Annotated in this window: 10 protein-coding genes; 6 read left to right on the forward strand and 4 right to left on the reverse strand. The window is 62.9% G+C overall.

Going from position 1 to position 15005, the window contains the following annotated elements:
* Nucleotides 1-25 precede the first annotated feature (25 nt).
* The 3 genes from cysS to G452_RS0116290 are packed head-to-tail and all read left to right on the forward strand — an operon-like array spanning nucleotide 26 to nucleotide 2960.
* Nucleotides 26-1480 carry a cysteine--tRNA ligase gene (gene cysS, locus G452_RS0116285; RefSeq protein ID WP_022663334.1) on the forward strand — a complete coding sequence of 485 codons (1455 nt, stop codon included), beginning with the start codon at nucleotides 26-28 and terminating at the stop codon, nucleotides 1478-1480.
* Between the two features lie 19 nt (nucleotides 1481-1499).
* Nucleotides 1500-2486: a hypothetical protein gene (locus G452_RS21605; protein ID WP_155887792.1), complete on the forward strand. Its 987-nt coding sequence runs from the start codon at nucleotides 1500-1502 to the stop codon at nucleotides 2484-2486.
* Nucleotides 2487-2960: a hypothetical protein gene (locus G452_RS0116290; RefSeq protein ID WP_022663335.1), complete on the forward strand. Its 474-nt coding sequence runs from the start codon at nucleotides 2487-2489 to the stop codon at nucleotides 2958-2960.
* Between the two features lie 67 nt (nucleotides 2961-3027).
* Here G452_RS0116290 and G452_RS20870 read toward each other — a convergent pair whose 3' ends face one another.
* The 3 genes from G452_RS20870 to G452_RS0116305 all read right to left on the reverse strand — a co-directional run bounded on the left by G452_RS20870 (nucleotide 3028) and on the right by G452_RS0116305 (nucleotide 7133).
* Nucleotides 3028-4143, reverse strand: coding sequence for a response regulator (locus G452_RS20870; protein WP_162141317.1), 1116 nt, complete (start codon nucleotides 4141-4143; stop codon nucleotides 3028-3030).
* Between the two features lie 143 nt (nucleotides 4144-4286).
* Nucleotides 4287-5519, reverse strand: coding sequence for an NAD(P)-dependent oxidoreductase (locus tag G452_RS0116300; protein WP_022663337.1), 1233 nt, complete (start codon nucleotides 5517-5519; stop codon nucleotides 4287-4289).
* A gap of 213 nt (nucleotides 5520-5732) precedes the next feature.
* Nucleotides 5733-7133, reverse strand: a complete 1401-nt coding sequence (locus G452_RS0116305) for an MATE family efflux transporter (RefSeq protein ID WP_051142090.1) — start codon at nucleotides 7131-7133, stop codon at nucleotides 5733-5735.
* A 136-nt stretch (nucleotides 7134-7269) separates the two neighbouring features.
* Here G452_RS0116305 and G452_RS0116310 point away from each other — a divergent pair, with 136 nt between their 5' ends.
* From G452_RS0116310 to G452_RS20075, 3 genes are all read left to right on the forward strand, one after another.
* The gene (locus G452_RS0116310) at nucleotides 7270-9279 is read left to right on the forward strand and encodes a cation:proton antiporter domain-containing protein (protein ID WP_022663339.1); all 2010 of its coding nucleotides are present in this window, start codon (nucleotides 7270-7272) and stop codon (nucleotides 9277-9279) included.
* Nucleotides 9280-9530: 251 nt separating this feature from the next.
* The gene (locus G452_RS20070) at nucleotides 9531-12419 is read left to right on the forward strand and encodes a chemotaxis protein CheB (RefSeq protein WP_235619631.1); all 2889 of its coding nucleotides are present in this window, start codon (nucleotides 9531-9533) and stop codon (nucleotides 12417-12419) included.
* 10 nt (nucleotides 12420-12429) lie between these two features.
* Entirely contained in the window at nucleotides 12430-14163 is a 1734-nt protein-coding gene (locus G452_RS20075; RefSeq protein ID WP_022663341.1) for a response regulator, read from the forward strand.
* An 18-nt stretch (nucleotides 14164-14181) separates the two neighbouring features.
* Here G452_RS20075 and G452_RS0116325 read toward each other — a convergent pair whose 3' ends face one another.
* On the reverse strand, nucleotides 14182-14988 hold the full coding sequence (locus tag G452_RS0116325) for a ZIP family metal transporter (RefSeq protein ID WP_022663342.1): 807 nt from the start codon (nucleotides 14986-14988) through the stop codon (nucleotides 14182-14184).
* Nucleotides 14989-15005 lie beyond the last annotated feature (17 nt).

Consider the following 15005-nt stretch of genomic DNA (forward strand, 5'->3'; position numbering starts at 1 on the left):
AAATAGTTAGGATTGGAGTGTTTTAATGCGCCTGTACAATACCATGTCCGGCGGCAAGGAGGAGTTCACCCCGCAAAACGGCAATGCGGTGAACATGTACGTCTGCGGCATCACGGCCTACGACCTCTGCCATATCGGCCACGCCCGTTCCAGCGTGGTCTTCGACGTGCTCGTGCGCTACCTGCGCCACAAGGGCTACGACGTGACCTTCATCCGCAATTTTACGGACATCGACGACAAGATCATCAAGCGCGCCGCGGAAACGGACATGGATCCCGCCGCCCTGGCCGCCAAGTTCATCGACGAGTTCTATGTGGACATGGACCGCCTCAACGTGCTGCGGGCCGACGTGGAGCCCAAGTGCACCGAGCACATCGCCGAGATGATCGACCTGACCGGCCGGCTCATCGAAAAGGGACACGCCTACGCCGCGCTGAATGGGGACGTCTACTTCCGGGTGCGTTCCTTCGAAGGCTACGGCAAGCTTTCCGGCCGCAAGATCGAGGAGCTGGAGTCCGGCGCGCGCATCGCTCCGGGCGAGCAGAAGGAGGATCCCCTGGACTTCGCCCTTTGGAAGGCGGCCAAACCCGGCGAACCGTCCTGGGACAGCCCCTGGGGCCCGGGCCGTCCGGGCTGGCACCTGGAATGCTCGGCCATGAGCGAAAAGTACGCGCCCCTGCCCCTGGACATCCACGGCGGCGGGCAGGATCTTTCCTTTCCGCACCATGAGAACGAGATCGCCCAGTCCGAGGCGGCCACGGGCAAGCCCTTTGCCCGCTACTGGGTGCACAACGGCTTCGTGCAGATCAATTCCGAGAAAATGTCCAAGTCCCTGGGCAACTTCTTCACCATTCGCGACATTCTCGCCCAGTTCCACCCGGAAACCCTGCGCTATTTCCTGCTGACCATGCATTACCGCAGCCCGCTGGACTTTTCCTTCGACGCCCTGGAAGAGGCGGAAAAGGGACTCAAGCGCGTCTACGCGGCCCTGCGCCAGATGGACGAGGAGCTGACCCGCTCCAAATGGTCCAAGACCGAACTGCCCGCCGAGCTGTCCGCCGAGCTGGAGAAGATCGAGTCCGAGTGGACCCGGAGCATGGAAGACGATCTGAACACCGCCGGGGCCATGGGCCAGCTTTTCAATGCCGTGCGCCTTTCCGGCCGGATCGTGGACGACAAGGCCCTGCGCAAGTCCGAGGGGGCCAAGGCGCTTTGGCAGCGCATCCGTTCCGATGTGGCCGAATGGGCCAAGGTCTTCGGGGTCTTCGAGCGCGAGCCCGCCGCGTTCCTGGACGAACTCAAGACCAGCCGCGCCGCGCGCAAGGGCATCGACCCCGCCAAGGTGGAGGCGCTCATGGCCGCGCGCCTGGAAGCCAAGAAAGCCAAGAACTTCGAGGAGTCCGACCGCATCCGCGACGAGCTGGCCGCACTGGGCGTCGAGGTCAAGGACACGCCCCAAGGCCCGGTCTGGGACGCCTAGCTTCCCGCAACAGTTCATAATGGAAAAAAGAGGAGGCATATTGCCTCCTCTTTTTTTTGACGGTATGACTTGTGACACGATGTTTTACTTTGGCTCCCAAACATCAGAGTACAAGACCATAAGAGCAATCTTCACGGGAAGGTTTTGCTTCGTTCTTGGTATTGACGAAGATGTGATCCGAGATTGCATTCGGCAGAATGACCCAGATTGCGTTGCCGATCCGGTCCTGCGGGAAGAATTACTCCATTCATTGGTTTTCAGGAGATGCCTTTCCGGATTGGCGCTCAACGGATTGCGATATGCCGTTAGGTTGCTTTGGGCAATGTGCGGGTCAAGATATGTCGTTGAGCAGTATTATAGATTACGAACTGCATTTTATCTTATCATGTACGAGGTACATGAAGACATTGTCGCACGCGGGAAAAAGCGTTTTGAACTTCTAAAAAGTGATTATTCATATTATAAATTTGTAGTTCAGAGATGTAATCCGTTCTTTTCTTTGTCGTTTATACTGCTAAGTCCCATTCTGTCTGTCGTTGGCTATGTGTTAACGGCTCATTATTCAGTCGTCATCTGCGGCACATGTAATGGGAATTCAATGAATTTTGTTTCAAAAAATAAGTATGTCGATAGCGTAACCCGTGATAACAACAAATTGTACGGATTCTTCGGTAAATGGTTGCAGCTGGAGAATTGGATTAAGAGTCACAGCAAAGACTATGCTGCATGGACTGTGTTTAAGTTTACAGCTGAAGAGGAGGCTTTGTCGGAATTTTTACCGCTGCTTCCATATGGAACTGCAAGTTTTTATTCCGACTTCCGACGATATCTCATGGAATCTGTATCTATAGCAGGTACATGGTGCAATTCCAATAACGTCGAAAGCTGGATTCGCATTGTGACTATATTGCTCGGAGCGGAAAGACCTGCGGAAAAGATTTCTAAGATCGAGGCTGAACAAGATTTGTATAATATATGCAATTTCTACTATTTACATGGAAATTAAATGTATCTTACGAAAATGGATCACATACAATCATTGGATGAGTTGTCGAACGCAATCGATCCTGACGAAAATCTCATCGTGATTGCTGTAAGAGACGCATCCGTTTATAGTGACATAGCAGTCAGCGCTATTGCAATGCAGTCTAATTTATCAAAGGATATGCATGTATTTTTTTTGAGCGGAATCGATATCGTTGATAAATTTGTAACGCATCTGTCCCTCTGCTACAGCATTGACGTCGGGAAAAGTGATTTTGTCGTCATGCTGCCCTCGTGCGTATTCGGCAACATTGGCGCAAAGAATATCATCGTTATTGCGGATCAACCGTCGGATGTCCCAGAGGACAACGATACGCGACTTGTCGCTGCATGGAAGTCCGCTCTAAAACGACTGCGCGTCAAGAATGTGATTGGTTCAACAGTGAGCACCATACGGAACGACTTCGTGCACGCGCTTCTGGGACTGTTGAGCTGAACGCTGCAAGGCTGTGCTCATCCCTCTTTTCCTCTGCTGCCGCTTGGACGAGAGGAGAGTCATTTCATTAAGATATCTCCTTGCGCAGCAGGCTCCCAAGGGCGTTCAGCAACTCCTGTTCCTTGTGGGGGGCGGCCACGCAGACGTCGAAGGGGGAATCTTCGCCTTCGAATGCCTGGCAGCCGTAGCCCGGCGGGGAAAGGCAGACGATGGGCAGGCGGCGGCTTCCGGGCTTCGCGGCGTCCCGGACGGTGCGCGCGGTCTCCTCGCCGTTCAGGTAGGGCAGCTGCGCGTCCACGAGAAAGATGTCGAACGCTTTCGATTTCAGCAGGGCAAGGGCGGAAGGTCCGTCCTCGACGATCTGCACATGGTACCCGGCTTGTTCCAGGAGCGTTCGGAGCACGTACGCGGTCAGGCTGTCCTCTTCGGCGAGCAGCACGCTCGGCCTGGGAAGGCTCGGCGCGTCGTCATCGCTCCCGCCGGAGTCCCCGGAAAGGGGGCGTTCCGTGGCCTCGGCCGTGTCCGCGAGCGCGGCAAGAGCCGCGGCAAGACGTTCCAGCACGGGGCGGGGGTCTTCATGCCCATGCCCGCCGCCCATGGGAGTCCCGGAATTCAGGTCGCGCAGGAGCCGGTCGAGCAGCTTGCTCGCCTCCAGGAATTCGTTGCAATGTCCCCGCAGCGTGGATTCGAGCCGCGTGTTGCTGTCCAGGAGCATCCGCGTGAGCTGGTAGCGTTCGGAAACGTCCAGATGGGATACCACGACGCCGTTCCCGCCGGATATCGGGGTGGCCTGCATCAGGAACCAGCGTTCCCGCGTGGGAGAGTGACAGGGATAGTGCAGCCGGAATTCTTCCAGCTCGCCGCGCAGCACCTTGCGCAGCCCGTCCAGCGCCACCGAGGCGTAGGGGTCTTCCTCGGAATCCAGGGCGCCCTTGCAGATGCGCAGGTAGTCCACGCCCGCGCCGAGCTGCGCCGGGTCGCCGCCATTGAGCGCGGCGAAGCGTTTCCAGGCCCGGTTCACGGCGAGAATGCGCCCCTGCTCGTCCAGCAGGGCCACATGCGCGGAAAGGGAGTTGAGAATGTCCAGGGCGTCGGGACCGGTGCATTCTCCGGCCTGCGGCGGCACCTGTCCGCCGTGGTTTCGCCGTTCGGTTTCTTTGTCCCGAAAGTGTCCGCCATTCATGCCCATTGCTTCCTCCGGTAGTGCGCGCCTGCGAGGGATATTCACGATCCGCATAGCACAAACAGGGGGCTTCTGCTACAGCGCCGACGCTTCGCGCCGGGAGGACGCAGGAGGGGAAAGGCGGTCGGGCAACGGGGCGCGTCTCAGCCCTGGCGGGCGAGGTATTGCAGCATGGCCTGCGCGGAACGCTTCGAGCGGCTCACGGCCTCGGCCACGGTCTTGGCCCCGGTGACCACGTCGCCGGAGGCGAACACGCCGTCGCGGCTGGTGCGGCCTTCCTCGTCCGTGATGACCAGCCCGGTCCTGCCGATCTCCATGCCGGTGAGATTGGTGCGGGGAGCCTGGCTGGCCGCGATGAAGATGGAATCCGCCGGAAAGAACTCCCGCTCCTGCTCCAGGGTTTCGACCCGCGTCCTGCCCTGCTCGTCGATAGCGAGCCGGGTCCGGGCGCAATGCAGTCCGCCTTCCACGATTTCCAGCGGCGCGGTCTGGAACCGGAAGCGGACGCCGTCCAGCTTGGCGTAGTCGTATTCGTACCGGGTGGCGGTCATGTGCTCCTCGCCCCGGCGGTAGAGGATGGTCACGTCGTCGGCGCCCTTGCGGAGCGCGGTCCGGGCCACGTCCATGGCCACGTTGCCCGCGCCGATGATGGCGACCTTCTTGCCGATCCAGTAGCTGTCGGGGTTCTTGAGGTAGTTGATGGCGTAGTGCACGTGGCCGAGGGTTTCCCCGGCGATGCGCAGCGGCCGGGGGTTCCAGACTCCGGTGCCCACGAAGATGGCCCGGTACTCGTCGCGGAAGAGGTCGTCCAGGCCGATGACCGGGCCGATGGTCATGTTCGGCCGGATCTTCACGCCCAGCTTCAGCAGCATCTCCCGAATCCGCTCAAGGATGTCCTTGGGCAGCCGAAAGGCGGGAATGCCGTAGCGCAGGACGCCGCCGATGTGTTCCTCGGATTCGAAGATAGTGACGTCGAACCCTTGCGAGGCCATGATGAAGGCCACTGTCAGCCCGGCAGGCCCGGAGCCGATGACGGCGATGCGGGTGCCGTTGCTGTCCCGCACGGGCCGCTGCGGCTGGAACTGCTCCAGGTAGTAGCGGGAGACGTAGTTCTCGATGTCGCTGACCTGGACCGGCGCGCTTTTCTTTCCGAGGATGCAGTGTCCCTCGCAGAATTTCTCGTGCGGGCAGATCAGCGAGCAGACCACGGAAAGCGGGTTGTTCTGGAAGAGCAGTTCTCCGGCCCGGCGGATGTCTCCTTCCAGAAAGGTCTTGATCATGTCGTTGACGGGAGTGCCGACGGGGCAGCCCTTGCTGCAGAGCGGGCGCTTGCATTGCAGGCAGCGCGACGCCTCTTCGATGATGTGTCTCCCCATGGGGGCCTCGTTTGCGGGTGGAATGTTGGACGGTTGGAAAAGCGCCCGCAACGCGGGAGCGCGAGCGGACGGACGATGCGGGAGCCGTTGGTGAAAGGGGGTCCGCGCGGAGGGGACCGGGACGCCGATCCGCGGATCGGCCGACTTGCTATAGCTCCAAAGAGCCTCGGCGTCAAAAGTGCGGGAGCAGGGCTTCCGGCCCGGATGGCGGCGTCAATTCGGGCTCGGCCCGGATTCGTTCTCCGCGGCGCGCTCCTCGCGCGCGAGCGTCCGCCGCACCCAGAACAGGGCCACCCCGGCGGATATCCAGACGATGGCGAAAATGCCCCACCAGAGGCTGGTCAGTCCGAATTCCAGCCGGAAGATCAGCAGCGAGAAGAGAAGGCCCGGCGCGACGATCTGCCGGAACAGGCCGAGCCCCACGGCGAACAGGGGATGCTTCATGCCCTGAAGCGTGGACGTGGAAACGAAAATGACCACATAGCCGTACAGCACCAGGGCGTCGATGCGCAGGTAGTCCGCTCCGGCCTTCTGCACCTGCGGCGCGTCGGAGAATATCCACATCAGCCCCGGAGCGAGAAAAAAGACCAGCAGGGTGCCCGCGGCCATGAGCCAGGCGCCGTAGCGCAGGCAGGCGTTCATGGATTCGCGCACCCGGTCGAGTCTGCCCGCGCCGTGGTTCTGCGCGGCCAGGGTCAGGGCAGCGATGCTGAGGCCGATGGTCGGCACGAGCACGAGCTGCTCCACGCGCACCGCCGCGCCGTAGGCGGCCTTGGCTTCGGCTCCGAACTGGCCCACGAAGTAGAGGATGACGAACACGCCGAGTCCGATGGTCACGGAGTTGGCGCTGGCGGGCAATCCCTGCCCCAGGATCGCGCCGATGGTCCGCGGGCGCGGGAGCAGGCAGCGCAGGCCCGTCATGCGCAGCAGCCCTGCCCGGTAGGCCCTGCTGCCGATGTAGACGGCCCCTATGCCCTGGATGAGCACCGTGGCCCAGGCCACTCCGGCCACGCCCATGGCGGGCAGGCCCAGGCCCCCGTGAATGAACCAGGGGTCGAGGCCGCAGTTGAGGAAAAATCCGAAGATCAGGAAATTCCTCTGAATGCGGGTGTTGCCCGCCGCGTTCAGCGAGGCGTTGGCCAGCTGCACGAGCAGGAACAGGGGCGCGCCGAGGAAGATGGTCCGCATGTAGTCCAGGCCCGCGCGCATTTCCTCGCCCTGCGCGCCGAGCACGGCAAAGGCCGGACGGGACAGCAGCCAGCCGAGGACGCAAAGGAGCAGGCCGCAGATCAGGGCCAGGCTGAGGCTCTGCACCGCGAGCACCTGGGCGCGGTCCTCGTCGTCCCTGCCCAGGGCTTGGCCGATCAGGGCCGTGGCTCCGGTGGCCAGGCCGGAAGCCGAGGCCGAGATCAGGAAATAGAGCGGAAAGGAGATGGACAGGGCGGCCAGGGCTTCGGTGGAGATGGTGCCCGTGAAGAAGGTGTCCACCACATTGTACATGGTCTGGAAGAAAAAACCGATGCTGGCCGGTACGGCGATGCGGCGGACCAGCCCCGGCACGGGATCCGCGGTCAGGGCGCCGCGGCCGAGAGAAGGCGCTTGCAGAGGCTTCATCCCTTGAACATAGGCAGCGGAGCCGATTCTGGCAAGCTTGCGCCGAAAAGGTTTGAAGAGCGCCGGAAAAATTGTCATCATAGCACGATAGGCAATCCTTCCGCCGCGGCTCGTGGCGTCATGCAGGGGAAATACTGTGGGAATCGCATCGGACATTATTCTCGTGGTGGTGGCCGCCCTGGTCTGCGGGCTTCTGGCGCGCCGCCTGGGCCAGCCGCTGATCCTCGGCTACATCGTGGCCGGGGTGCTCCTGGGTCCGCACACGGGCGGCGTGACCGTCTCCTCCGTGCATGAGATCGAAATGCTTGCGGAGATCGGCGTGGCCCTGCTGCTGTTCGGCATCGGCCTGGAATTCTCCCTTTCGGACCTGCGGCCCGTGCGCGGCGTGGCCCTGGTGGGCACGCCCATACAGATCGGGCTCATCGTGGCCTACGGCTGGGGCATCGGCATCTGGTTCGGCTGGGACTGGGAGCCGTCCCTCTGGCTCGGCGCGCTGCTTTCGCTTTCCAGCACCATGGTCATCCTCAAGACCCTGGAAAGCCAAGGGCTCATGGGCACGCTCTCCAGCCGCGTCATGATTGGAATGCTCATTGTCCAGGATCTCGCCGTGGTGCCCATGCTGGTGATCTTGCCCATTCTCGGCGAGCTGGGCGGGGACGCGCTGGGCGGCATGGCCCTGCTGGGCTGGGCGGTCTTCAAGGCTTCCGCATTCCTGGGGCTGATGATCCTCGTGGGCGCGCGGGTGATTCCCTGGCTGATGAAGCGGGTGGCCCGGACCAACTCCTCCGAGCTTTTTCTGGTGACCACCAGCGCCATGGCCCTGGGCATCGGCTACGGCACGTATCTTTTCGGGCTGTCCTTCGCCTTCGGCGCGTTCGTGGCCGGGCTGGTCATCAGCGAGTCCGACTACAGCCACCACGCCCTCTCCAGCATCCTGCCCCTGCGCGACCTGTTCGGCCTGCTGTTCTTCGCCTCGGTGGGCATGCTCCTGGATCCCGGGTTCCTGGTCGACCACTGGAAGGGCATCCTGCTGCTCGTGGGCCTGACCATGGCGGGCAAGAGCGTTGTCTGCGCGGGGCTGGCCAGGGCCTTCGGCTACGTGAACATCGTGCCCCTGGCCGTGGGGCTGACCATGTTTCAGGTGGGCGAGCTGTCCTTTCTGCTGGCCAAGGTGGGCCGCGAGGCCGGCGCGCTGAATCCGGAGCAGTACGGCCTGATCCTTTCCACGGCCATCGTGACCATGATCCTGACCCCGCCCGCGTCCCGGCTGGCCGGGCCGCTCTACCGCGTGCAGCGCCGCTTTTTCCAGCGGGAATCCGTGCAGAGCGTGAACGTGACCGGCGACTGGCTGCGCGACCACGTCATCGTGGTCGGCGGCGGCCGCGTGGGCGGGTTTTTGGCGCGGGTGCTGGCTGGGGCCGACGTGCATTACGTGGTCATGGAGGCGGAACACCGCGCCTTTGAGGCGCTCAAGGCCCGGGGCGTGCCCGTGATCTATGGGGACGCCACCCAGCGCGCCGTGCTGGAGGCGGCCCATCCAGGTCATGCCAGGCTGCTCATGGTCACGGTGCCGGCCTTTTCCGTGGTCCGGCAGGTCGTGGAGCTGACGCGCTCCCTGGCCCCGGACCTGGGCATCGTGGCCCGCGCGGACGGCATGGAACAAATGCGGCGGATGCGCGAGCTGGGCGCGAATCAGGTCGTTCAGCCCACGCTGGAGACGGGTCTGGAGTTCGCGCGCAAGGCGCTGCGCTGCCTGGGGCTGCCTCCGGGAGCGGTGCAGCGTTTCGCGGACGCGGTGCAGGGCGACGACTACGCGGCACTGGCCGGCAACGGCGGGCTGCAAGCCTCGCTGCACCAGCTGGAGGCGCTGCGCGCGGTGGAGATCATCTGGCGGCGGGTGGCGCAGGGCGGACCGCTGGAAGGGAAGAGCATCGCCGGGCTGGGAATTCGCGGCCGTACGGGAGTTTCCGTGGTCGGCGTGCTGCGCGCAGGGCTCATGCTGCCGAACCCCGACATTCATATGCCCCTGGAGGCGGACGACATGCTCGCGCTCATCGGCGGCCCCAAGGAGCAACGCCGCTTCGAGAAGGAGTACGGCGCGGACTCGCTCGTCGAGGCACCGGACTGCGAAAAAGTTCCTGTCTGACGGATGCACCGGCATCAAGCAATGGTCCGGGAGGTTTTCACGCCTCCCGGATCTTGTTGTTTTGGAAGCAGAGGACGAGCAAAACGCCATTTTGAACGGCCGTTCAATGTTGTGACGCCGATTATTCACATAGCATTTCTTGACAAAATCGAAATTACGGCATTATATTCTTTATAAGTGCAAAATCCTGTCACAAAACGAAGCGGAGAGTTGCAGTGTCGAAAAAGAATGGAGAATATCAATTCGGCGACATGTCCGCAAAGGGATCGAATAATTTCCTCATTGTTGGAATAGGGGCCTCCGCGGGCGGTCTTGAAGCATTGCAACAGTTTTTCCAGAACGTGCAGGAGGCTGATGCAGTCGCATTCGTCGTCGTGCAGCACCTTTCTCCGGACTACAAGAGTCTCATGCCGGAGCTGCTGGCCCGGAAAACGCGCCTGAACGTGCGGCATGTCGTGGACGGGGAGCAGGTTTCGCCCGGCAACGTCTACATCCTGCCGCCGAAGAACAACCTGAGCATGTATGCGGGCAAGCTGTTTCTCACGCCGCAGGAGCCGCATCTCAATCTGCCCATCGACATCTTCCTGCGCTCCCTGGCGGAGGACGCCGGAGAGCGCGCCGTGGGGATCATCCTTTCGGGAACGGGCAGCGACGGCACGCGCGGGGTTCGGGCCATCAAGGAGAACGGCGGCCTGGTCATGGTCCAGGACGAGGACAGCGCCGCCTTCGACGGCATGCCCCGCAGCGCCACGGCCACGGGCATCGTCGATTTCGTGCTTCCGCCGGAGCGCATGCCCGGCGAGCTGCTGCGCATCGCCGGGGGGCTTTTTTCCAAGGAGGGGAGCTTTCCCCGGCGGGAGAAGAGCGAGGGCAGCGGAGCGCTCTCCAAGATTCTCGCGCTGGTCAAGATCAAGACGGGCCTGGATTTTTCCTACTACAAGGAAACCACCATCATTCGGCGCATCGAACGCCGCATGAGCATTCTGCAATTCAACACGCCGGAGGAGTACGTCGAACATCTGGAGCGGACACCTTCGGAAATCGGCATTCTCCAGCGGGAGTTCCTGATCGGGGTGACGAAATTCTTCCGCGATCCGGAGGCCTACGAGTTCATTCTCTCCAAGGTCATCCCGGAACTGCTCAACGGCAAGAATCCGCCGGAGTCGCTCCGCTTCTGGGTGGCGGGCTGCTCCACGGGCGAGGAGGCCTACTCCCTGGCCATCGCCGTCAACGAATACCTTGACGCCCACAGCCTGCGGTTCGACCTCAAGGTCTTCGCCACGGACATCGACCGGGAGGCCCTTGCCGTCGCGGCCCAGGGAATCTATCCGCTCAGCATCGCCGCGGACGCCTCCCTTGACAGGCTCGGCCGCTATTTCTCCAAGAAGGGGGAATCCTTCCAGATCAAGCCGCACATCAGGAAGCAGGTCATCTTCGCCTACCACAATCTTATCAAGGATCCCCCCTTCCCGCGAATCGACCTGGTCAGCTGCCGCAACCTGCTGATTTATCTCCAGCCGGTGTTGCAGCGCAAGGTGCTTTCCAATTTCCATTACTCCCTGGCCGGGGGCGGTTTTCTCTTTCTCGGCTCCAGCGAGTCCGTGGGCGAGATGAGCAGCGTGTTCTCCTCCTTTGAAAACCGCTGGAAGATCTACCGTTGCCGTGAGGACAGCGGCGTTCGGCCCCAGCTGCCGCCGCCCAGTTCCTCCCTCTCGGTTTCGACGGCGAAGGAGGAATCGGATCTGGTCGAGGTGCGTCCGGTCGCGCCGCAGCGCGACGACGGCGAGGCCCTGACGATGCGCATCATGGAGCGCTGCATGCCGCCGACCCTGCTCGTGGGCCGCGACCGCCACGTGCAGCACATCTTCGGCGAGATCAACGAGTTCATGCAGCTGCGGGCGGGCCGGGCGCAGCTCGACGTGACCAAGCTCGTGGACGAGGATCTTTCCATCCCGCTCAACTCCGCGTTGCAAAAGGCCATGAAGGAAATGGTCGACGTGCGCATCCCCGGCGTCGCCTACGAGCGCGGCGGGGAGCGGCGCCATGTGGACATCGTGGTGCGCGCGTTTGCCACTGGCCCGGCCAGCGGCGCGTTCGCCGTGACCTTCCAGGACCATGTGGCGAACATGGACGATCTGGAAGCTTTCGACATCGAAACCAGCGTGAAGAACCGCATCCGCGACCTTGAGCAGGAGCTGCAATACACGCGGGAAAATCTTCAGGCCACGATCGAGGAATTGGAGACGTCCAACGAGGAGCTGCAAGCCACCAACGAGGAACTGCTGGCAGCGAACGAGGAGCTGCAGAGCACCAACGAGGAATTGCAGTCCGTCAACGAGGAGTTGATCACGGTCAATTCCGAATATCAGGAGAAGATCCGGGAGCTGAGCGAGCTGAACGACGACCTCGACAATCTCATGGCCAGCACCGAGGTCGGAACCATTTTCCTGGACCGGAATCTGCGGATACGCAAGTTCACCAGCGCCGCGGGCCGCACGTTCAAGGTCATCGACACGGATCTGGGCAGACCCATCGGCGATCTGACCCACAATCTGGAATATCCGGAACTGTCGGAAGACCTTCGGACCGTGCTCAGCCGGGGAACCGACGTGGAGCGCGAGGTGCGCGACCTCGAAGGCGGCTGGCACCTGGCCCGGCTGCTGCCGTACGACTCGGGCGCGAGGAATGCGGGGGGAGTGGTCATGACCTTCGTGGACATCTCCCGGATCAAGTCCGCCGAGGACGACCTGCGCCGCGAGCGGGACCTGCTCTTCCGGATCATGGAGAGTTCCCCCACGGCTACGGTCATGGTGGACCGGGACGGGCTCATCTCCTACGTGAACGCCGCTGCGGAAAGGCTGCTCGGAGCGACGAAGGAGGAGCTGAGTTCCCGCGCCTTCGACTCCCCCGCCTTCGGGATTACCGACTGCGAGGGAAGCCCTCTTGCGTCGGACGAACTGCCCTTCGGCGTGATCCGCCGCACCGGGGAGCGCATCGAAAACCATCGCCACGCGATCACGGGAAGCGGGGGAGAGCGCAGGTGCCTCTCCGTGACCGGCAATCCGGTGTTCGACGAGCAAGGCAAGGTGGAGGGAGCTGTGTTCAAGTTTGAAGAGGCGTCGCCGAACGCCGCTGACTAAGGAGGGTCTGATGAGCGCGGACAGGCAGGATCCCCATAACCGAGAAGGTCTTCGCGAGCGGGCCGAGCGGCTGCTGCGGGAGCAGGAGGCCAACGGCTCGGACGATTTCGACGAGGTGCGCGATCTGGTGCATGAACTCGCCGTGCACCAGATGGAACTCGACATGCAGAACGAGGAATTGCGGGGTTCCCAGCTGGAATTGAACCGTTCGCGGGACAGGTACCAGCTACTGTTCGACTCGGCCCCGATCGGCTATCTGGTGCTCGATGCCAAGGGGGTCATCCGGGAAGCCAACGACGAGGCGGCGGCCCTGCTCGGCGTGGAGCGCGGACGCGCGGCGGGAAAGCCGCTGGTCGCCCTGCTGCCGGGCCGGGAGCACGGCAACTTTTTTACTCTCCTGCAGAGCGTGTTCGCCCAGGGCGAAGCAGCCCGCGACATGGAGCTGCGCCCGCGGGACGGGGCGCTGCGCACGATCCGGCTCACGGCCAGCCTGGCCCGCGAGTCCTTGGCGGACGAGGCGCGCTGCCTCTGCGCCATGCAGGACATCTCCTTCCGGGTGGAGGCCGAGCGTGCCCTGCGGCAGGCGCTCAAGGAGGCGGAAACCGCCAACAGGGCCAAGAGCGTTTTTCTGGCGAACATGAGCCATGAGATCCGCACTCCGCTCAACGGCGTGCTCGGCATTCTTCAGCTTCTTTCGCGCACGGCCCAGGAGCCGCGCAACAAGGAGCTGATCGATGTCGGGCTGAACGCGGGACACGGCTTGCTGTCGATCCTCAACGACGTGCTGGAGTTCTCGCGCATCGAAGCGGGCCGCGTCGATGTCCAGGATCAGGCCTTTGTGCTGCGGGATCTGTTCAACATGCTGCTGCGGCTTTTCCTTCCCCAGACCGCCACCAAGGGCATCAACCTGGTCATGGACCTGGCCCCGGATTCTCCGGACGTGCTCTCCGGGGATTCCGGCCTGCTGCGGCAGATTTTGTTCAACGTGATCGGCAACGCCGTCAAGTTCACCCAGAAGGGCGAGGTCCGGGTCTGGGCCGGGCCGCTTCCCGCGCGCAGCGCAGGAAGATGCCGCATGCTGTTCATGGTCGAGGACTCCGGCATCGGCATGGCCGACAACGACCTTGCGGGCATTTTCGATGAGTTTCATCAGGTGGAGCGGCACTACAACCGCCGTTTCGGCGGGGTCGGGCTCGGCCTCGCCATTGTCCGTCGGCTCGTGTCGCGGATGGGCGGAACGCTGGCCTATGAGAGCGAACGGGGCAAGGGAACCCGCGCCTGGATCAGCCTGCCCTTCGGCGCTCCGTCGCTGGAGGGCGCCTCGTCCGTCCCGAAGGGGGAAGTCGAGTGCGGCGAGCGCGGGCGGATTCTCGTGGTCGAAGACGACGACGTGGCCCGCAAGGTGATTTGCCGCATCCTGGAAGAATGGGGCTACGGATTCGCCGTGGCCGAGGACGGGCACATGGCCCTGGACCTGCTGGAGCGCGAGGAGTTCGACTGCGTGCTCATGGACATCCGCATGCCCGGCATGGACGGCGAGGAATGCACCCGCAGGATTCGCAGCGCGGACAGGAGCTATTCGAGCATTCCCATCGCGGCCATGACCGCCTTCGCCTACACGGAGGAACGGGACAAGATCCTGAGGGCGGGAATGGACGCGTATCTCGCCAAGCCCCTGGACATTGAGGAGCTTCAAAAGGTGCTCACGGAGCTTGTTCCGCGGGCCTGCCGCCCTGCGCTCTAGCCTCGGAGGCCGCGCGGCCTAGCCCAGGCCCACGTCGAGGCTCATCATCAGGGCGAAGCCGAGAATCAGGCCCATGGTGGCCAGGTCGCCGTATCCCGAGGCCTGGGATTCGGGAATGACCTCCTCGCAGGAAACGAAGATCATGGCCCCGGCGGCAAAGGACAGGGCATAGGGCAGCAGGGGCTGGGCATAGACCACGGCCACCGCGCCGATCACCCCGGCGATGGGTTCGACCATGCCGGAGAACTGGCCGTACATGAAGCTGCGCATCCGGCTCATGCCTTCCCTGCGCAGGGGAATGGCAACCGCCGCGCCTTCCGGAAAGTTCTGGATGCCGATGCCGATGGCCAGGGCGATGGCCCCGGCCAGGGTGGCCGAAGGCAGGCCCGCGCCCACGGCGCCGAAGGCCACGCCCACGGCGAGCCCTTCCGGGATGTTGTGCAGGGTGATGGCCAGCACCAGGAGCACGCTGCGGTTCCAGGAGGTGGAGATGCCCTCGGCCTCGCTGCGCGGCGCGTTCAGGTGCAGGTGGGGCAGGAACATGTCCACCAGCCGCAGAAAGCCCGCCCCGGAGATGAAGCCCACGGCGGCCGGAACGAACTTCCAGGGGCCGAGGTGTTCGGACATCTCGATGGCCGGGGCCAGCAGGGACCAATAGCTGGCCGCGATCATCACGCCCGCGGCAAAGCCGAGCATCACGTCCAGGGTCCGTTTGCTGATGTTCTTGGTCAGGAAGACCATGCCCGCGCCCAGCGCGGTCACGCCCCAGGTGAAGAGCGTGGCCAGCAGAGCCTGAAGCACGGGGCTCAGAGAAGCGATGTCCATTTTTCCCTCCGCATGGA

The organism is Paucidesulfovibrio longus DSM 6739, from assembly GCF_000420485.1.
GTDB lineage: Bacteria > Desulfobacterota > Desulfovibrionia > Desulfovibrionales > Desulfovibrionaceae > Paucidesulfovibrio > Paucidesulfovibrio longus.